This window comes from Neobacillus sp. NPDC058068 (assembly GCF_042885335.1).
In the GTDB taxonomy this organism is placed as follows: domain Bacteria; phylum Bacillota; class Bacilli; order Bacillales; family Cytobacillaceae; genus Neobacillus.
The window spans coordinates 114,673-134,705 of the sequence record NZ_JBHVSI010000011.1; the positions used below are offsets into that span (position 1 = coordinate 114,673).

Sequence of the window (20,033 nt, forward strand, 5' to 3'; positions counted from 1 at the left end):
TTTCTCACACCTATTTTTTGTTTTCAAACATGGCATCTATAACTAAGTCGTTATAACCAACATTGAATATATTTTAACATCATTATACCTTAAACTCTCGAATGGAAAAGTCCAAGAAAAAAGGAATAGAAGTAACTGGGACTACTTTCTCGTAATATGTATAATATTCCAACACTATTTAACTGATTTAATTAGATGGCTACATACTATGGATTCGTATCAACATTTTCATCCCACCTAAGCTTGTTTAACGAATGAGCATTAAGAAAAGTTTTAAAAAGATAACTTTCAATTTAACGAATAAGTAATATCTAATTCATATTTTATTAATAATTTGGAGTTATAGTAACTACTAGAGGGGATAGCATGCGTGGCTATCAGGGTATTTGGCGAAGGTGGAGCAAGTACTTGCAGGGAAGTGTTTGTTTTTCCCTATGTCGATATTGCGAAGGGATTCCCAGTATTTTTCGCATAATAAATAGCTCGGAGTAATTCTCCAAGCCATTCTTCACATAATTACTCGTTTTTTCTAAAACACTTGTTACCTGAAATAAAAAACCTTGGATTTAAGGTCTAAATTTAGGTTAATTTTCTTCACATGCAGCTGATGTAAGAGACCAGAAATGCTTTTGCCCGACCACAGCGGTTCCTCCATTATCTACGCACGATTCTAATATAAGTTTGTTCGCTTGATAATTACTTTTTATTTGAGTGAACCTAACAACTCCAACTGTTAAGATTATGATGGTTACCATTATTGCGGCCAACACATTTATTTTATTTTTATTCAATCCCGAGCTCCCCCTTCAAGTTAAAAAAATAAAACCCATCAGAGATAAACATATTTACTTACTATTAAAATACAATTCAATGAAAGAAATCAATGTCGTGGCGCCCACAGCATGACTGAGACGCCAATTAAACAAATAAATGCACCAATCCAATCGTATGTATCAGGGGCCTTTTTATCAACGGCCCATCCCCACAATACAGCAAGAATAATAAAGACGCCCCCATAGGCAGCATATACTCTGCCAAAGCTTGGGAATTTTTGAAGGGTAGGGATGATACCATACAGAATGAGGATGATGCTGCCGATTATTCCATACCAAAATGATTTATCTTCCCGCAGCCACAACCAAACTAGGTAACCGCCGCCAATTTCCGCTAATCCTGCAAAAATAAATAATATAATTGAATAAACCATTTATTCCACTCTCCTCACCCAAAGATTTATGCCTCGTAATGCGTTTATAGGGGGCTTACCCTACTCATTCTCAAATCATCAAAATTTCCCGAATATCTTCCTCGCTAAGAGTAGAATTTATTTTTTCCTCAGAATCGATGATTTCTTCGATGAGATGGCGCTTCTTGTCTTGCAGTTCATTCATTTTTTCTTCGATGGTCCCTCGGGCAACAAGCTTGATGACCTGAACCACGTTTTTCTGTCCCATTCGGTGAGCACGGTCGGCTGCTTGTTCTTCGACTGCTGGATTCCACCAAGTATCATATAAAATTACGGTATCCGCACTCATCAGGTTCAGGCCCGTTCCTCCAGCCTTCAAAGAAATCAGGAATAAATCGCGCTCACCCTGATTAAATCGTTCGCAGATTTGCACCCGTTCTTCTGCGGGAGTTGTTCCATCAAGGTAAAAGAAGGGCAGTCCTTTCGCCGTTAACGCCCTGCCAATAAGCTCAAGCATTTTCGTGAACTGGGAAAAAATTAACACCCTTCTACTAGATTGCTTTGATTCTTCGACAATCTGCAAGAGCTGTTCAAATTTCGCTGAACTTCCTTTATAACCGTCGACAAACAAGCTGGGGTGGCAGCAAATCTGCCGCAGCCGGGTCAAACCAGCTAAAATTTTGATGCGATTTTTCCGAATCGTATCTTTATCGAGGTGCTTCAACGTATCATGCCTCAATTTCGCCAAATATGCTGCATACAGCTTCTTTTGTTCAGGAAACAGCTCCACTGATTCCTGCGACTCAATTTTTTCAGGAAGTTCTGCAAGCACATCCTCCTTTATCCTGCGAAGTAAAAAGGGCCGGATTCTTCGGGCAATGTTTTTCCTTGAAAGCTTACTATATTCCTTTAAGCCGCGGAACAGTTCCGGAAAGACGACGTGAAAAATCGACCACAGCTCCTCTGATGAATTCTCCACCGGTGTACCCGTAAGCGCGAAACGGTGAACAGACTGGAGCTTCTTCGCCGCCCGTGCCGTTTGCGTCAAAGGATTTTTAAATGCTTGGGCCTCATCAAAAAACACCGTATGAAACGATTGTTTCTCAAACCAAGTGATTTCCCGGCGTAATAACGGGTAGGAGGTGATCAGCACATCAAAATCTTTTACTTCCTTCAACAGTTTGGACCGCTCAGCCTTATTCCCATCGATAACAACCGCTTGTATCTCAGGACCTGCAAATTTCTTGATTTCATTCAGCCAGTTATACGTCACGGATGATGGGCAAACAACGAGGACTGGCTGCTTATTTTTGCGAATATCGGGAAGCACTGACACGACAAACGCGATGCTTTGGATTGTTTTTCCGAGTCCCATATCATCGGCTAATATCCCGCCAAATCCATAGTAGGCAAGGGTTTTCATCCATTTATACCCAAGCTTTTGATAACTTTTGAGTATCGGGTCCAAGCTGGTTGGCACCTCGAACTCCAAGCGGCCGGGATGGTAGAGGTGATCAAGCAGCTGCCGGAAGGATTCCTCCAGCTTGAAGGCATCGCTTACATCAACTGAATCAAGTAGTTGAAGACTCCTTTCAATCGGTAAATCTAAACCGCCTGCGATATCTTTATTTTCTACATGCGGCGACTGAAGAAAACGCTGAATTTCTTCCAATTCTCTTGTCTGGAGCGAAAGCAGCGTGCCGTTTGGCAAACGATAATATTTCCGCTTTTCCTCTAAAGCCTCTAATATCTCGCGTATCTGTTTTTCCGGAATACCGTCCATTTCAAATTTGAATTCAAGCCAATTGGTCCGTTCCTTTTTGACCCTCACCCTTATCTGTGGACGAGCATTTTCTCTAAAAATTCGATTTCTTACGGCCGTCGTTGCATAAATTTGAACCAGCTTTTGGAGCTTCGGAACAATATAGTACAAAAACTCATACTCGAGTTCTTCATTATGTAAATAATAGCCGCCGTCTGTTTTGGCAAACGAGCTATCCTCGATTAGCTTTAAGATCTCTTCTTCCTTGTCCACATCCCTAACCATCATCGTGCCTGCAGGGAGTTCCCTGTTTTCCAATGGGTTAAGAACGATATTTTCGTAGTGAAACTCATGCCCAGCTAAGAGACGATTCTTGACACGGTCAAGGTAGAGTTTGGCGGACAACGGCGTCTTCATCCATTGACTGGTTAAGCTTTCAGCTATGGTTACCTTGCCTAACTTTTTTAATCCCTGGGCCACTTTTTCCAGGAAAAAATGGAGTTGCTCCTGGGGTATCGGAATTTGATCGGTTCCGGAAGCAGCGAGCATCTGTTTCAGGTCTGAAAGCCGTTTACAGTCTTGAGTTTCCAGCTGCTTAATTTTCCCTTCAAATAAAACAGTCCGATAGGCCTCAAGGACAATCATCTGATGAAAGCCGTTCACCTTCAGTTGATAGCCCATTCCTTCCGCTTCTCTAAAATCAAACTGTAATGGCAGCGATTCATCTGTTACGTGCATTCCCGCAAAGGTTCGTCCATTATATTCCAGATCCACTTGCGGTGCTTTAAGCAGTAAAGGCAGCAGCCGTTCCCATGTAGTTGGCGGAATATGGAGTGTCTGATGGTTTTCCATCTCTGACTCAGCGTTACCATACACCCTTTCATCACGAATCAGGTGGATGAGCTGCTGAATAACCGCATCTGTTTCATTTTGAAAACAATGTAGACTGGGGTCGTACGTGAATGAAGTGGAAAGTAAGCAGCGTTTTCCTTCTCGAACTTGCTCCAAAAAATCGCGGATATTTCCCACTTTCGTTGACCCTAGCTTGATTTCTATCCCGAATATGTATCGGCCGTTTCCGATTTCAACTGGTTTACAGGTAATTTCGACATCAAGCACTGTTCTTTTTTCAAAATGAAGCTGGTGACCGCTTGAGCGGACAGGCGGATCAGTGAAAAGAGTCCTTAAGCCTTCTGCAAGTCCCTGATTAGCTGCCGTGGAAGGGATGGTTCCTTGACGCTGGTGGTCGTAAATCGCTATTAAAACAGCTGCAATATGCTGACAATCCTTAGCAAAGGATGCGAGCTTCGGACAGCTGCATTCGGTTAGGATATCTCCATGGGCATCCGTTTCAACTGTTACATGAAACTTTTCCTCCCCAATAACGGTTGCTTGACAACGATTAGGCTGATAGTGTTCAAAAGTTACTTTATCCGAACGATAAAAATAATCTCCTCGTTTGAAGGAGACCATGCCACACATTTCTTGAATGACTTTATGATTTAATCTAATGTTCACGCGGCTTGCTCCTTCCTTAAGGATTATTAGTTAATATCCTGATTGTACCATAAGCCTGAAGCACGCGAAAAGGATGCTCTCCCCCGTGAGTTAAAACGTAACACATCAGTGGCAGGCCCAATCTTCAAGTTCGAGTATTTTATTAATATACGGGCAAATTACAGTAAAAGATATAGACAGGGGTGTTAAATACATGAAAAAGTCTGGTTGGATTATTATTGTTTTATTGCTTTTGATTATTTCCGGGTGTACTACTACAAACAAGCCTGAGAAACATGGAAAGAATGCGACGAAATCAGAAATAAAGAAAGAAAACAAGGGAGAGGACAGCGCACAGCAAATGGATGATAGTAAGCCGAAGGATCAGTTGGCGGGCACCGATTATCGTTCTTATCAGCATATGGATTACAAAGCCAAGATTGCGCCAAAGTTTGCAGCCGATGAACTGACTAAACCTCCAGCAGGGAATTGGACAACAAATGGCGGAGATATTCATAATAGCAGATATTCTCCCCTAGAAAAGATCACTGCTTCAAATGTAAAAAATTTAAAAGTGGAATGGGTCACAAGCTTAGGTTCGGGTTTAGAATTTAAATATTCGGGTGAGGCGACTCCGCTTGTCTATGATGGGGTCATGTTCACCACTACAGGAGCCAACCAAGTCCAAGCCCTCGATGCTAAAACGGGGAAAATGATTTGGGAATATCGCCCACAGCTTGCTGATGGATTAAACACTGTCTGCTGCGGGTGGACAAGCCGCGGGGTGGCATTAGGCGACGGAAAAGTCTTTGTAGGATTATTGGATGCAAGACTGGTCGCTTTAGATCAAAAGACCGGGAAGGTGTTATGGGAAACGAGGGTGGATGATTGGGAGAAAGGCTATACGATTACAAGCGCCCCCCTCTATTATGATGGCAAGGTCTATACGGGGATTGCTGGCGGCGAGTATGCAATAAGAGGGTATGTTGCCGCCTATGATTCAGAGATAGGCAGACAAGTTTGGAGAAGCTATACGCTGCCTGCACCAGGCGCCAAAGGAAGCGATACCTGGCCGAAGGATAGCAGGAACTGGCTGACAGGCGGTGCCCCGGTTTGGCAGACTCCAGCCATTGACCCGGAACTGGGACTGATTTATTTTTCAACCGGGAATACCTCCCCAGACCTGGATGGCAGCAAAAGGGAAGGTGATAATTTATTTGCCGACTCCATTCTGGCGTTGGACGCCAATACAGGCGAATACAAATGGCATTTTCAAGAGGTCCATCATGATATTTGGGATATGGATCCTTCCAACCCTGTTGTTCTATTTGATGTAAAAATGGGCGGACAGATGAGAAAAGGAATGGCCCAGGCCGGCAAAACAGGGTGGCTCTACATTTTGGACCGGACAAACGGGAAGCCGCTGATTGGTATTGAGGAAAAGCCAGTTCCGCAAAATGCAAACCAAAAAACCTCTCCTACCCAGCCATTTCCAACTGGAGATGCCTTTGTACCGCAGGCAGTCACGGAGGAAGATGTTAAACGTGATCTGCCAAAAGATTTTAAAGGTGAGATTGGCAGTATCTTTACACCATTCTGGGATAAGCCGATGACCCTCAAACCGTCGCCTCAAGGGGGCGCGAACTGGCCGCCATCCGCCTATAACCCGAACACAGAGTATTTTTACGTATTGGGTAATGACAATTATTTTGCTTATGCCCATTACGGGGAAGAGGAAAAGGATCGGTTTACAGAAGGGAAAGAGTATATCGGTAGTGTCTGGCAGCCGGTAGAAAAGTCCCCAAGCCGTGGCACCGTGACCGCACTCGACATTAAAACGAATAAAATCGTTTGGCAAAAGAAGTGGGATGCAATCGCCTACAGCGGCCTTTTAACAACAAAAGGGAACCTGGTATTCACGGGGCATAATGACGGCCGGATTATTGCCTATGATGCCTCCAAGGGTGACCAATTATGGGAGTTTAAAATGGATGCCGGCGCAAATGCCCCGCCAATCACCTATGAAGTCGATGGAAAACAGTATATCTCCATCTTCGCCGCCGGAAATACATTAGCGGGAACAAAACATGGTGATAAAATTTATACCTTCTCATTAGAGGGTAAATATGGATCTGTCAAGGATATTCCTAAGGATAAAATCAATACATCACCAGTCAAGAATAAGGCTGCTAAAACAGAAAAGCAGCCAGCAGCCGATAAAAATAAAGCCAAAAAGGAAGACACCAGCACGGCAGCAGGAGAAACTGTCTATAAAAACAATTGCTTGGCCTGCCATGGTGCAGGCGGCGGAGGCGGACATAACGGTCCAAATTTACAGCAGACAAAAATGGACTTGGATGCCATCATTAAACAGGTGACAAATGGAAAAGGCCAGATGCCTCCGTTTAAAGATACGTTGAGTAAAGACGAAATTCAAGCAGTTGCCAAGTATGTAAAGAGCCTTGGCGGCGGATAATGCAAAAAAAGGTAATCGTCCCGTTTTAGCGGACGATTACCTTTTTGATTATTTTTTATTAGTAGATGCCTTTTCTGTTAAAGAAAGATGAATTAAGCGGTCATCTTTTTCAGTTGGTTTCCCGCGTTTGTCACGGTTACTGGTAATCGTATACAACTCATTGTTCTCTACTAGCACATCCCTTAATCTGCCGGCATCTCCGTAAAACTCATGAAATTGCTTATTTGTGAGGTCATAGGTAAATATTTTTTTGCCAGCTAATGAAGCGACAAAAAGTTTTCCATCATTAAAAGCCATACCTGATGGTGCCCAAGTTTTCTCACCTGATTGAATAATCGGCTTCATCATGTCCTTTGCTTCTTCATCCCCTTGAATTACTGGCCATCCATAGTTCTTCCCTGCTTGAATTAGGTTAATTTCATCATGCCCTGATTCTCCATGCTCGGAACTATAGAGGTTCTTATCATTATCCCAAGCCAACCCCTGAGGGTTACGATGACCATAGGAGTAAATATATGAATTTTTATATGGGTTGTCCGCTGGAATACTGCCATTTACATTCATTCTTAAAATTTTTCCGGCTAAACTGTCAAGTTTTTGTGCATTGTTCGATTGGCCAACATCTCCTGTAGTTGCGTATAACATTCCATCCGGACCAATTTTAATCCGGCCGCCGTTGTTTACCACGCCGCCTGGAATCCCATCTAAAAGGACTTTTTCTTCCATCCACGTATTACTTTTAAGTTTGAGCGAAATAATTCGGTTTAGTGTTTTACCATCTTTCTTATAGGTATGATAAGCAAATGCCCTCTTTGATGTCGCAAAATCAGGTGCTAACGTAAAGCCAAGAAAACCGCCTTCGCCTTCATGGAAAATATTCTCTGAAACCTTTACATTCTGCACATCTACTAAGCCAAGATTGCCGTCAATTTGAATGACCGAACCGTCCCGCTGACTTAAGAAAATCCAACTGCCATTCTTGTTAACCGTCCATGGGATATTCAAATGATTCGCATTGACACTCCCATCATCCGAAACCGCAACCTCTACCGCCCTTTTGATTACCTCATTTGCATCCTGCTGAAAGGAACCCTGTTTTTTATCTGCATCATTCGCCACATCCTTACCATCCCAAAACAATGCAATCCCAAGCCCTGCTGCCAAAACAACCCCCAGCACGCTAAAAAATACTGACCTTTTCAAAATACCACCTCAAAATATAATAATTTTCTCCAACAGTGTAGACAACTTTCGGACTATTTAAACTCTTTTAAAAAGAAGGTGCCTTAACTCCAGTGAGTTAAAGCGTTAACGCAACGGGTGTCAGGCACCAATAGTCAAGAGGTTTTGTCTTAAGACCATCGTTCACCATCTTTAGTATCTGTTTCCGTCCTTTCGGATGAACCAGAAGCAGGTCTACGGAACTAGTCTTGGATCAAAATACTAGGAGAGAATAACTGTTTTGTTGAAAATTTACATTAGCTTAATATTCTAGATATTTTCTCAGATTATAATAGGGTCGTCATCATAAACAAGGAGGAGCGACATAATGAGAAACAAATTTTTTAAGAGGTTTTTAAATTTACTAGTTATTGCTGCGCTGGTTCTACCAATCTTCTCTAGTATTTCCATACGTGCGCATGCAGAAGACACTGTATCTGTTAAATTACTTTCTGTAAATGATTTACATGGGAAGATTGATGTAACTGGAACTGTTAATAATGTCGATTATGGACGCGCAGATTATTTGGCTACTTACTTAAAAGACCGTAAAGCAACCAATCCAGATAACACGCTGATTATCCATTCTGGAGATATGATTGGCGGAAGCTCTCCGGTTTCAGCCTTGCTTCAAGATGAGCCTACAGTCGAAATCATGCATGCTATCGGATTCGATGTAGGGACTGTAGGTAACCACGAATTTGATGAGGGTACACAAGAACTCCTTCGGATGGTGCATGGCGGAGATCATCCAAACGGTACAAAAGGTTACAAAGGGATGAACTTTCCAGTTGTTGCTGCTAACGTGGAATACAAAGATACCGGAAAGCTCGTATTCGATCCCTATGCCATTAAAGAAGTAGCTGGTGTAAAAATAGGCTTTATTGGTGTAGCCACGGTTGAAACACCTAATATGGTGATGGCTACTGGAATTAAAGATATTCGATTCACGGACGAAGCAGCTGCGGTAAATAAATATACGGAAGAGTTAAAAGCGCAAGGAATTAAAGCAATTGTCGTTTTAGCTCATGTTCCCGGAGATCAAAGCGGTGAAACGGCCACTGGTCAAATTGCCAAATTAGCGAAGAGCTCAGATGACGAAGTAGATGTCATTATTGCTGCCCATAACCATGTGAAACTTAATGCGATTGTAAACAACAAGCTAGTTGTCCAAGCATGGGAATATGGAAAAGCTTTTGCAGACATTGATTTGAAAATTGATCCTGTGACAGGTGATATTGTTGAAAAACAAGCGGAAATTGTGGATGTTATTCAAAAAGATGTAACTCCCGATCCTGAAGTCAGTGCCATTTTAGCTAAATATCATGAATTGGTTGGACCAATATTAAAAGAAGTAGTGGGTGTTGCTTCCGTTCCAATGACTGGCGGCTATCCGATAAAAGGTATCATTGGTGACAATGCGCTAGGAAACTTGATTGCAGACGGAATGAATTATGAAATGAAGTCTGATTTTGCGTTAATGAACGGTGGAGGAATACGTGACATTCTAGGTAAAGGCGAGATTACTTGGGAGAATCTTTTCAATATCCAGCCATTTAACAACACGTTGATTACGGTTACCATTCCAGGATCTGCATTGGAACCGATTTTAAATGCGCAAATTTCATCCTATGGACCGGACGTTTCCATTGGCGGTTTCTCTTATACTTGGAATAGTGCGACAAACAAAGTAGTGAACATCTATCTTCCAGATGGAACGCCAATTGATAAAAATAAGACGTATTCACTTACGGTCAACAATTATATGTACGAACATGCGACTGATAAATATAAAATTCGCCAATATGGCAAAAACCCAATTCAAGGACCTGAAGATTTACAAGCCACTGTAAATTTCGTGAAAAGCATTGATGGGCCAATCCATTATGCAGGGGTAGGAAGAATTTCGGAAGATACCAAAGCGCCTGAACTAGCGGATGCGAAATTACCTGCGGCCGACTTCAGAGATGGGTCCTATCTTCATGATGTTACCATTGCCTTAGAAGCAACAGATGCAGGTATTGGTGTATCGCATATTGAGTATAGCCTTGATAAAGGTGTCACTTGGAACCGTTATGACAAAGGGCTTACTGTAAATAAAGCGGGTAAAAACTCTATTCAATACCGTGCAATCGATAAGGTGCATAATGTTTCAGCGACGAAAAACATTGATGTAGTCATTACATCTGCGACAGTCGAAAATGCAATTACTCTAGTGAATCAAGCAAAGGGTAATAAAGGAGTCAAAACTTCTCTTATCGCTCAATTGGAAGACGTGATTAAAACATTTGAAAAAGATCAGGAAAACAAATCATATCAATCTTTAGAAAAAATTAACTCACGTATTAGTAAGCTCTCAAATAAGGATCTAGAAGAAGTGGATAAAAAGGAAATCATGTCCATGCTTCAATACATCATTGAACATCGAACAGCAAGTAGCGGAGAAGAGTTCCCTGCCTTAAAAGCAAGTTAGTTTAGACAAAAAAACAGCGGTTTTCTTCTGTAAAGAAGACCGCTGTTTTTTTTCAATGTTTTACTATAAATATTGCATACTCTTTATAATGTTCCTGCAGATTGATAACCAGACAATATTTCTGGTAAAATCATCTAAAAGGATTGGGAGAGGATTTCCATGATTACATATCCGCATTTACAAAATGGAGCGTCGATAGGGGTAACCGCACCATCTTCAGGAGTACCTGCCGAATTACACGAACTCGTCAAACTTGCATGCAGCCGATTAGAGCAGAAAGGTTTTCAAGTTACATGCGGCGACACTGTGTGGACGCAATACAAGGCAAAATCTGCACCTGCGCTAAAACGGTCAGCCGAATTTAATGAGATGATGACTGACAGTGACACCGACATCATAATTCCCCCATGGGGTGGTGAACTATTGATGGAGGTTCTCGAACATATTGACTATGAAAATATTAAAAATAAGTGGGTATTAGGCTATTCCGATATTAGCGGCTTACTTTTAGCCATCACTTTGAAGACAGGAATCGCTACTGCTCACGGGACAAACTTAATTGATTTACGTGGTGAATTTTCAGACGAAACGACAGCCAAATGGGAGTCCGTATTATCGACAGGCACAGGTGAATCTGTCCTACAACATTCCTCGGTTCAATATCAGAAGGAATGGAATCACGCTGATCCCTCTCCTTGCGTTTTTCATTTAACAGAAAAAACTGAGTGGAAAACTGTCTCCAATCGTAATGTGAAGATACAAGGCCGCTTGTTAGGCGGATGTATTGATATCATCAGACATCTAATCGGAACACCATTTGGTGATGTTCGAAGCTTTAGAAATCAACAAATCAATGGAGAGCCTATTATTTGGTATTTGGAGAACTGCGAAATGAACACTGCAGATTTACGGAGGTCATTGGTACAAATGAAATTAGCCGGCTGGTTTGATCATTGCTCAGGCCTAATGTTCGGCCGAAGCCCAGCAAATACGCCGGTCGATAACTATACGGCGGAGGATGTTTATCAAGACCTGGTTGATGAACTCGACATACCGATTATTTACGACATTGATTGCGGCCACGTTCCCCCACAAATCACCTTCATCAATGGTGCTTATGCTGAGGTTGAGGTTGCAGAAGGAAAAGGAACCGTTTTGCAATTTTTCCGGCCATAATGGAACTTCATATGGAATGTATCCGTAAAGAAAGGCAACTCCCTGAAGTTGCCTTTTTATGTTCAAAATTAAAGGGTTGATTCATGTGATTTCTAATTCCCCTGTTTTTCATATAAGTAAAAGATATAGTCTGTAGATGGACCTGGATACCCTAATTGACGGAGCATAGCCGTAATATTTCCCCTATGGTAGGTGCCGTGATTGACGACATGCTGGACCAATTCTGAAATCCGTGTTTCCAGTTGACCATGCATCGGATGCTTAAGCGTCTTATTGGCATCTAAATCATCTTGGCTGCTTAGAAAATCTGTATATTGCTCCGAGAATTTCAAATACTCTCTTTCCATTTCTTCGAGAGTTTTATTTTCCATTTCCGCGGAATACTTTCCAACAAACTGCTGTATTTCTTCATAGTTTTTATCTGACATCGCACACAACCAAACTACATCTGTTTTAAAAAGATGGATCACGACCTGTTCCAAACTTGAAAACACACTCTTTACTTCCTGGCGATATACTTCATTAGGCAAATCCTTTAAGTGGTTAAAAACCCGCTTATTCGCCCAAACATGGTAATCATACAAACGCAGCGAATCCTGTTTCATTGGTAAAACACCTGCCTTTTTATAATTATATTCAATCTATATTTTCTCTAAAGAAGACGTATTTCCTTTTTTCTATAGGTACAATTAAAAATAGTTGCACGAAAAGTATGAATAGAGTATCCTATATACATAGAAATTCTACATATATAGAATACTTATATACAAGGAGATCTGATGATGGAAGATGAGCAAGTAAGAGTTTTTGATACCAATCGGAATCCTATTGGAGTAGCAACTAGGGAAGAAGTCCACCGACTCGGGCTATGGCATGAGTCGTTTCATTGTTGGATTGTTAGCCGTGAAGAAGAAATCGATTATCTTTATCTGCAGCTTCGCTGTGAAATGAAAAAAGACCATCCGAATCTGTTCGATATTACCTCAGCAGGACACTTATTAGCCCACGAATCGGCATTGGATGGCATTAGAGAGATCAAAGAAGAATTAGGAATTGATGTTACTTTTTCAGATCTTATACCATTAGGGATCATCAATTACTGTGTCAACCATGAGGACTTAATTGATAATGAACTTGCACACACATTTTTATATAAAAAGAATCTTTCCTTTGATGAATTTACCTTACAGAGGGAAGAAGTTTCAGGGATCGTTAAAGTTAAATTTGCCGATTTCACCGACCTTTGGATTGGAAAAAAACAAGAAATATATATGATGGGATTTGAGATCAATCAAAACGGGGAAAAGCTCACTATTGACAGAATGGCTGATAAAAATCAGTTTGTCCCGCACGAGCTTTCATTTTACGAAACAATTATCCAGTTGATTTCAGAACAACTAAATGAATGAAGCTAACCTGCCTTTCAGCGAATCAAAAATCAGGCGAACAGTAATGGAAATTGTTCGCCTATTTTTTGATTCGCAAATAATATAAACCTTACCGTACGGACGCGTGAAGATATTATCCCTTCTTCAATATTTTCATATTGCACCACTTTTCCTTACCTTTTTTGTTAATCACATATTCTCTCCCTTCATTTTCAAGCAAAATTTGACTGCTGTTTCTGTTTTCTCGGTCCCCACGGTTTGAAGACCGAAATTACGAACATGGAAACTAGAGAAATGATCTGGAGGATGATTCCAATCCACATCTGCCACTTGTTTACCGTATAAGCTGGATTCAAAAGAGCATTGACCCCATCATTTGTTGTCAACGTTACCGCGTTTAGCGTCAAGAAATACATAGCGATGGGCCCAAGGACTATTGAGAAAAGGGTTAGTCCTTCTTTGACGATTATCCAATAATATTTGAATAATCCCCATTTGGTCAGCACAGATAGTAAAATTCCTGTTACAACCGTTCCAATCGTCGAAGCACGAACAGTTGTCTTGGCAAGCACATACATGCTGCTATAACACGCTTTAAGCACACCCGCATCATCCGTGGTGGCAGCAGTTATACTTAATATCAGAAAAACGAATGCCGTGCCTAACATAATGGCTGAAAACAATAGATGAAGGATTAGTAACCATTTTCTCTTAGTAATGCTAAGTCTTTTCATACACGGAAACTCCTTTCTTCAAAATCTCTATTATTTATGTTACTAGGGGTATCTAAATGGACTCTAAACGAAATCTAAAAAAAGTATAAAAAAATAAAACGGCCCTCACCAAAATGTGAATAGGCCGCTAAGAATTCCAAATAGCTCAATTTTTCCACCACAATTAAACATTAAAGCGATACCCAACACCCCAAATCGTCTCAATATATCGCGGCTTTGATGGGTCCGTTTCAATTTTTTCACGCAGTTTGCCAATAAAGACGGTTACCGTCGCATTGTCCCCGATAGAATCCAGTCCCCAGATTTTTTCAAACAGCTCGTCTTTGCTGAAAACCCGATTTGGGTGGATCGCCAAAAATAGCAGGAGATCAAACTCTTTCGAGGTGAACGGAACTTCCGTTTCATTCACATAAACCTTACGCGATAACTTATCAATGCGAATCCCTCTTATTTGGACTTCGTCCATTTGTCTCACCCGGTTATCTGTCATTAATCGATCATAACGAGCTAGATGTGCTTTAACCCTCGCCACTAGTTCGCCAACACTGAACGGCTTGGTCATGTAATCGTCTGCACCAAGTCCGAGACCGCGTATTTTATCGATTTCTTCCTTTTTGGCTGATACCATTAAGATGGGAATGTTTTTCTTACTGCGTACCTGCCTGCAAATCTCAAATCCATCCGTTTGCGGAAGCATGAGATCGAGAATAATTAGATCATAATCCTCCTCCAAGGCCTTTTTGAGGCCCAGGTCTCCACTGGTGGCAAGCTCCACCATAAAACCGCTAGCTTCTAAGTAATCTTTTTCCACTTCCACAATTACCTGGTCGTCCTCTATGATTAATATTCGTTTCACTCTTGCTCACCCTCATTATTGGTCTTTGGCAGCGTAAAATAAATGCTTGTACCTTCCCCTAATTGACTTTCGGCCCAAACACTACCGCCTTGCCCTTCGACAATCTGTTTGACGATCGCAAGTCCAAGGCCGGAGCCTCCCGTTTCAGTATTTCTTGATGGATCTGCCCGGTAAAAACGATCGAAAATATGGCTTAGTGCCCCACTCTCGATTCCCGGCCCGTTATCACGGATGTGCACAGTTGCTTTCGTCTTGTCGTCGAACAATTCCACTCTGATTTCCTTTTGAATCTTGTTCATATATATTAAGCTGTTACCAATGATATTCATCATGACTCTTCGCAGCTTTTCACGGTCGGCCATGATAGAAACCGGCCTAACAGTTTCAGCAAAGAACGTAAGATTGATTTCTTCCATTCGCGGGTCAAGGCGCAAATCTTCCACACAATCCTGTAAAAACAAATGAAGATCGATCGGTTCCAAATAAAACGGCAGACGGTTTAAATCAAGTTTAGAATATAACATCAATTCGTCAATCAAATGATCCATATCTTCCGCTTTTTTCGCAATCATATTGATATATTTTTCCTGTTTCATAGCGGTATCCGCAATACCCTCTTGAATGCCTTGAACACAAGCTTTAATTCCGGTGATCGGTGTTTTTAAATCATGAGAAATGTTGGAGATTAATTCTTTACGGTTTTCTTCGTACTCCAGCTGAAGATGGATGGACTCGTTTAACCTGATGCGCATTTCTTCAAAAGAAGCACCAAGTTCTCCAATTTCATCTTTCCTGTTTAACACGACTTCCTGTTCAAGGTTCCCTTCTTTTATTTGTTCCGCAGCATGTTTGAGCGTGTACAAAGGTTTAATGAAACTGCGGGAAACTAAAAAAGTAAGAAATCCATTGGTTAGCCCAATCACCAATAGGAGAGACAATAAAAGCAGCGGAAAAAACTTGCTTGCTTCATTAAAAAAAGATTTTAAATCAGAGAGCAAATACACCGTACCTGCAGTGCCATCGCTGTAGGTAATCGTATATTTTTCAATCGAATAACGACTTTTCCCCCAACGTTCTTGGGACTGACTGGTTTGCAGTTCTTGAATCTCTGTATTTAAATGAAGGTTGCTCACAAAGGGTGACGTAAAGCTAACTTGGTTATTCTTCAGCACCACAAGTCCTGTATGCAGACGATTCAATTGGCCGTCGGTTTTTTTCAAAAACTCACTGTCAGTAAATCGGTCAGGATCTGTTTGCGTCATAAACTTAACTCCGGCAATCAAATCTCGGCGTTGGTTGGCCGTTTCCCAAAAGGCCGGCATTCCCTTCCCACCCTCTGTACCTGCCATACCTTTATAAAAAGATGAAACTAGCGTTGTAGCTATTAAAACAAACAGGACGATCGGAATAATCGTCATAGCAATATAGGAAAGCAATAGTCTCTTCTTGATGGACATCGGCGAATCTCCTTAAAGCTGTTTTTTCTCGAACAGAATCACACCTGCTGAATATGTCATTATACAATATGAAACCATCAGAATGAACGAGTTGGCAAGTTTCGCAAAAGAGGCCCCGTTTCCAATCCAGAGAACATACCAGTTTGTATAGGAAAAGATCGACCATACTGAGATTACCGGGAATAGGAACGGTGCGAACTTAGCAGCAGCATAAATGAGAATCATCGTTACCAAGGCTCCACTGCTTTTGTTAAAAAATTGGGCGATGAACACCGAAACGAAACCAATGGCCATTAATGGAATAAACGCTGCCGCATAGGCCGTAATGATTTCGAGAAAACCACTCGCGATATTTCCACCTGGAACCAACCCTCCCGAAATGATAGTCGTAATCATTAGCACCCCGAGAAGAATGGCTAGAAAGATGGTGATAGCCGCCACTTTCGATGCAAACACTTTTGACCTTGTAATTGGGCGAACAAGTCCCAGCTTTAATGTGTTTGATGCTACTTCACCTGAAAAAGATTCCGATGCAGACATAAACAAAAACAACGGGAGTAAAGAAAACGTGAACAAACGAAGCATCAACATGGGAAGATTGCTGCCAAGTCCCAAATTATTATGCAAAAAAAGAAGAATAATAGCAGATAGCACTGGGAGCAAAATGGAAAGTAGCAGAAATCCCTTTGTTCTATTATGTTTCCATAATTTTTCCGTCTCATTTAATATATTGGCGATGATCATCATGATCTCCTTCCTTTGATGTGTGTAATTGGGAAACAATATACTGTTCTAACGTAATGCCTGGCTTCACGAATTCATTCACGCCACCAACACGGATCAGCTGCCCGTTTTGCATGATCCCAATTTGACCCGCAATGAGACTAAGTTCATTAATCATATGGCTAGAAATCAAGAAGGTAATCCCGTGTTCGCGGGCCAACTGCTGAATCGTGTTTCGGAAATTGACGATGCCCTCAATATCAAGACCGTTTGTCGGTTCATCCAAAATTACTAGCTTTGGTTTCGACAGCAAGGCTGAAGCCAATCCCAAGCGTTGCTTCATTCCGAGCGAAAAACCGTTTACCTTCTCTTTCTTATATGGAGCTAGACCTACCTGTTCCAGTACCTCGTCAATCCTAGTCTTTGGAAGTTCGGGATAAAAACGAGCAGCTAGTTTCAAATTATCGTAGGCACTCAAAAATTCGTATGAATCAGCCGTTTCAATCATGCACCCGACTTGTTGCATTGCTTGTTCAAACTGATCAGTCGTATTATTCCCAAAAATAGTGATACTTCCGTGGTCCGGCCGAATTAACCCGATAATGATTTTTAATAGAGTTGTTTTTCCTGCCCCATTTGGGCCAATTAAACCGAAGATATCTCCCTTCGCGATGTCAAAACGGATATCTCGAACACCGCGGCCATTCTTATATTGCTTAGAAATTCCATTTACTTCTAGTACGGTATCCACTTTTCAATCATTCCTTCCTCAGATGTATGTTTAGAGAGGACAACCGGACATTTCGCTGTCCGGCTGCTTTGCCTATTAATGACGCCAGCCGCGCTTCATTCCCTCATTTTTGATTTCTTCTATTTTCTTTCCCGTTAAGTCGATCTGTTCAGGTTTGGTTTTATTAAAATCGGAGTAATCAACATGAATTTTAATAGTAAGTTCATGTTTTTTCCCGGATTCATCTGTACCGGTAATCTGTATTTTCGCCGTTTGCTCTTCAAGGATATCTTTTGTGCTAATCTCAGCATCGATATCGATTTTTTCAACCTTAAGATTGTCTGTTAATTTCGGCATGTTGACCATCCAGTCTGGGATCTTTTCGGTTTTTTCGTGATTCGCAATCTTAGAGACAACTATTGATCCCACCGCATTTACTACTGCAGGAACCTGGTCTCCGGAAAGATGCAGTTCCGCATGCTTGCCACCGTTTGCTTGATTTTCGACTGTCGCAAGGTCCTTAATATTCCCCAGCAATGACCCAAAAACTTGCTCCACCGCTTTTGGCAAGTTCGAATGATCTCCTTTATGCTGCCATTTTGGAGCATTGATTTCCATGACCTTATAAACATCCTCTTCACTGCTTTTAAAAATAACCTTTCCATCTTGTCGAAATACTTTAATCGAGCGTTTTTCGGTAGAATCACCAATGGTTGCAGCCACGCTTCCAGCTTTCTGGTCCTTATTTACTTTCAAATCAGCAGCTCCTGTGACAAGCTCTTTCCCGTTATCTGTTATCGTCAAGTCAACATTCGTTGTTATACTCGATTCTGCCTTCGTATTTTTCAGCGCTGTTTTGTACGCATCATAACCAGATGTGTTTGCCATCGCGGAAAAACCACTTGCTAAAAGCAGTACTGCCCCGATTCCTAATCCTGCTCCCGCCGTCATCCATTTCTTTTTCATAGCTATACCTCCAAAGTACAATTTTTAAAAGCCTCAGCTGACTCTTTACCCGATAAGTCAGGCTTACCAAAGCTTTCTGTAATTCATCATACCTTTCATGTCTAAACCGCCTCTAAAGCAATTCTAAAAAAAGTATAAAATCTGAATGAAGATTATTTTAAAGGCTGTGTTAAAGAACATTGTTGATTTTGAACATAATGTTGATTGGAGTGGAAGGCGCGAGACTCCTGCGGGAGCAGCGGGACAGGTGAGACCCCGCAGGCGCTTTAGCGCCGAGGAGGCTCACCGCCCGCCCCGCGGAAAGCGAAGCGCCTGGAACGGAAATCAACATTCACTTTTAGCACAGCCAAATTAAAAAAGCTGCCATATAAAGGTTCATACCTTTGAGGCAGTTTGGCTACAAATGATTGATTAAATCTAAATAGTATTCTTTCAGCCTTTCTTTTAACATAGGCGGATCAATTATCTTTATGGATTTACCAAAGCTAGCTAGATAAGGAATAATAAAACCCATTTCCGAAGGCTCATATGTTCCAACCAAATAGCTATTTTCATCTTCTTCAATCACTTTCATAGAAGAAAAATGTTGTTGTTTGAATTTTTCAACACCTGAAGCAGTAATCGAGCATTTAAAACGAACAGCATGCTCAGTTGCTTGCCAAAGACTATGAGCGTTATCAATATTTACATACTTCAAATCTACTCTTGGTTCTAGATCTGCTACTTCTACTGACGTAATACGATCACAGCGAAAAACACGATATGCTGTTTTATATAAATCATAAGATTGGCAATACCAGAAACCTTTCATTGCATAAATAGAGATTGGTTGAATACAGCGAATGGTCGTTTGTTTTGGTGTTGTATAGTGTATCTTTAAAACCTTATTCTGAACCGCAGCTAACAAGAGTTCTTCTAGATAAGCACTTTCATGCGTTTGTTCTGTATGATAAAAAGCGACTCTTTTTTGAAAGCTTTCAATTTGCTCCCGATGTTTTGGTGAAACCACTTCTAAAAACTTCTCATTAATGGAATGAAAGGATATTTGAAAAGGGCTACTAGCAAAACTTTGTAATGCTTGCATGGAAAAATAAAGCGCAAAAACTTCTTGGCTCGAAAATGAAATCGGTGGTAATGTCATCGATTTCAGTAAATGATACCCGCCATACCGACCGTAATCTACATAAAGAGGGGCACCCATTTCCTCCAATGAGGAAATATCACGTAATGCTGTTCTTTTAGAAATTTGAAATTCATGCATTAAATCTTTCAATGTGAACCGTTGTTTCTGATTGATAAAGCGCAGCATCTGATTTAAGCGATCACTTTTTTTCATAAAAAATTCTCCTTATTGGTGCCATTAGTTGTCACCCTTTGAATGTATACTA

Annotated in this window: 16 protein-coding genes; 4 read left to right on the forward strand and 12 right to left on the reverse strand. The window is 41.2% G+C overall.

The window, feature by feature from the left end; all coding sequences use genetic code 11:
* Window positions 1-584: 584 nt before the first annotated feature.
* The 3 genes from ACFVSW_RS14515 to ACFVSW_RS14525 form a co-directional block, all read right to left on the reverse strand.
* Window positions 585-791: a hypothetical protein gene (locus tag ACFVSW_RS14515; RefSeq protein ID WP_387317214.1), complete on the reverse strand. Its 207-nt coding sequence runs from the start codon at window positions 789-791 to the stop codon at window positions 585-587.
* A gap of 89 nt (window positions 792-880) precedes the next feature.
* On the reverse strand, window positions 881-1,207 hold the full coding sequence (locus tag ACFVSW_RS14520; RefSeq protein WP_387317216.1) for a YnfA family protein: 327 nt from the start codon (window positions 1,205-1,207) through the stop codon (window positions 881-883).
* 70 nt (window positions 1,208-1,277) lie between these two features.
* A complete protein-coding gene (locus ACFVSW_RS14525) occupies window positions 1,278-4,466 on the reverse strand; it encodes a DEAD/DEAH box helicase (protein ID WP_387317219.1) in 3,189 nt (1,062 codons plus the stop codon).
* A 193-nt stretch (window positions 4,467-4,659) separates the two neighbouring features.
* Between ACFVSW_RS14525 and ACFVSW_RS14530 the strand changes: the two genes are divergently transcribed.
* Entirely contained in the window at window positions 4,660-6,921 is a 2,262-nt protein-coding gene (locus tag ACFVSW_RS14530; RefSeq protein WP_387317221.1) for an outer membrane protein assembly factor BamB family protein, read from the forward strand.
* 48 nt (window positions 6,922-6,969) lie between these two features.
* Here ACFVSW_RS14530 and ACFVSW_RS14535 read toward each other — a convergent pair whose 3' ends face one another.
* On the reverse strand, window positions 6,970-8,124 hold the full coding sequence (locus ACFVSW_RS14535; RefSeq protein WP_387317223.1) for a PQQ-dependent sugar dehydrogenase: 1,155 nt from the start codon (window positions 8,122-8,124) through the stop codon (window positions 6,970-6,972).
* A gap of 346 nt (window positions 8,125-8,470) precedes the next feature.
* Between ACFVSW_RS14535 and ACFVSW_RS14540 the strand changes: the two genes are divergently transcribed.
* Window positions 8,471-10,615: a bifunctional metallophosphatase/5'-nucleotidase gene (locus ACFVSW_RS14540; RefSeq protein WP_387317225.1), complete on the forward strand. Its 2,145-nt coding sequence runs from the start codon at window positions 8,471-8,473 to the stop codon at window positions 10,613-10,615.
* Window positions 10,616-10,774: 159 nt separating this feature from the next.
* Window positions 10,775-11,791, forward strand: a complete 1,017-nt coding sequence (locus ACFVSW_RS14545) for a S66 family peptidase (RefSeq protein WP_387317228.1) — start codon at window positions 10,775-10,777, stop codon at window positions 11,789-11,791.
* Window positions 11,792-11,883: 92 nt separating this feature from the next.
* Here ACFVSW_RS14545 and ACFVSW_RS14550 read toward each other — a convergent pair whose 3' ends face one another.
* Entirely contained in the window at window positions 11,884-12,396 is a 513-nt protein-coding gene (locus tag ACFVSW_RS14550) for a DinB family protein (RefSeq protein ID WP_387317230.1), read from the reverse strand.
* A 177-nt stretch (window positions 12,397-12,573) separates the two neighbouring features.
* Between ACFVSW_RS14550 and ACFVSW_RS14555 the strand changes: the two genes are divergently transcribed.
* On the forward strand, window positions 12,574-13,200 hold the full coding sequence (locus ACFVSW_RS14555) for an NUDIX hydrolase (RefSeq protein WP_387317232.1): 627 nt from the start codon (window positions 12,574-12,576) through the stop codon (window positions 13,198-13,200).
* Window positions 13,201-13,391: 191 nt separating this feature from the next.
* Here the strand turns inward: ACFVSW_RS14555 and ACFVSW_RS14560 are convergent, their stop codons facing one another.
* The 7 genes from ACFVSW_RS14560 to ACFVSW_RS14590 form a co-directional block, all read right to left on the reverse strand.
* Window positions 13,392-13,913, reverse strand: a complete 522-nt coding sequence (locus tag ACFVSW_RS14560; RefSeq protein ID WP_387317234.1) for a DUF2269 family protein — start codon at window positions 13,911-13,913, stop codon at window positions 13,392-13,394.
* Window positions 13,914-14,076: 163 nt separating this feature from the next.
* On the reverse strand, window positions 14,077-14,769 hold the full coding sequence (locus ACFVSW_RS14565) for a response regulator transcription factor (RefSeq protein ID WP_387317237.1): 693 nt from the start codon (window positions 14,767-14,769) through the stop codon (window positions 14,077-14,079).
* A complete protein-coding gene (locus ACFVSW_RS14570; RefSeq protein WP_387317239.1) occupies window positions 14,766-16,226 on the reverse strand; it encodes a sensor histidine kinase in 1,461 nt (486 codons plus the stop codon). The genes ACFVSW_RS14565 and ACFVSW_RS14570 overlap by 4 nt, the downstream gene beginning before the upstream one ends.
* 12 nt (window positions 16,227-16,238) lie before the next feature.
* Window positions 16,239-16,970: an ABC transporter permease gene (locus ACFVSW_RS14575; protein ID WP_387317241.1), complete on the reverse strand. Its 732-nt coding sequence runs from the start codon at window positions 16,968-16,970 to the stop codon at window positions 16,239-16,241.
* Window positions 16,945-17,700 (reverse strand): ABC transporter ATP-binding protein, encoded by a 756-nt coding sequence (locus tag ACFVSW_RS14580; RefSeq protein WP_387317244.1) that lies wholly within the window; start codon window positions 17,698-17,700, stop codon window positions 16,945-16,947. Before ACFVSW_RS14580 ends, ACFVSW_RS14575 begins: the two co-directional genes overlap by 26 nt.
* A 75-nt stretch (window positions 17,701-17,775) precedes the next feature.
* Entirely contained in the window at window positions 17,776-18,645 is an 870-nt protein-coding gene (locus tag ACFVSW_RS14585) for a hypothetical protein (RefSeq protein WP_387317246.1), read from the reverse strand.
* Between the two features lie 397 nt (window positions 18,646-19,042).
* Entirely contained in the window at window positions 19,043-19,981 is a 939-nt protein-coding gene (locus ACFVSW_RS14590; protein ID WP_387317248.1) for a helix-turn-helix transcriptional regulator, read from the reverse strand.
* Window positions 19,982-20,033 lie beyond the last annotated feature (52 nt).

Excerpts from the sequence above, each read along its gene's own strand:
- ACFVSW_RS14520 (WP_387317216.1), bottom strand. The coding sequence starts at position 1,207 with ATGGTTTATTCAATTATATTATTTATTTTTGCAGGATTAGCGGAAATT.
- ACFVSW_RS14530 (WP_387317221.1), top strand. The coding sequence starts at position 4,660 with ATGAAAAAGTCTGGTTGGATTATTATTGTTTTATTGCTTTTGATTATT.
- ACFVSW_RS14540 (WP_387317225.1), top strand. The coding sequence starts at position 8,471 with ATGAGAAACAAATTTTTTAAGAGGTTTTTAAATTTACTAGTTATTGCT.
- ACFVSW_RS14545 (WP_387317228.1), top strand. The coding sequence starts at position 10,775 with ATGATTACATATCCGCATTTACAAAATGGAGCGTCGATAGGGGTAACC.
- ACFVSW_RS14550 (WP_387317230.1), bottom strand. The coding sequence starts at position 12,396 with ATGAAACAGGATTCGCTGCGTTTGTATGATTACCATGTTTGGGCGAAT.
- ACFVSW_RS14555 (WP_387317232.1), top strand. The coding sequence starts at position 12,574 with ATGGAAGATGAGCAAGTAAGAGTTTTTGATACCAATCGGAATCCTATT.
- ACFVSW_RS14560 (WP_387317234.1), bottom strand. The coding sequence starts at position 13,913 with ATGAAAAGACTTAGCATTACTAAGAGAAAATGGTTACTAATCCTTCAT.
- ACFVSW_RS14570 (WP_387317239.1), bottom strand. The coding sequence starts at position 16,226 with ATGTCCATCAAGAAGAGACTATTGCTTTCCTATATTGCTATGACGATT.
- ACFVSW_RS14575 (WP_387317241.1), bottom strand. The coding sequence starts at position 16,970 with ATGATCATCGCCAATATATTAAATGAGACGGAAAAATTATGGAAACAT.
- ACFVSW_RS14585 (WP_387317246.1), bottom strand. The coding sequence starts at position 18,645 with ATGAAAAAGAAATGGATGACGGCGGGAGCAGGATTAGGAATCGGGGCA.
- ACFVSW_RS14590 (WP_387317248.1), bottom strand. The coding sequence starts at position 19,981 with ATGAAAAAAAGTGATCGCTTAAATCAGATGCTGCGCTTTATCAATCAG.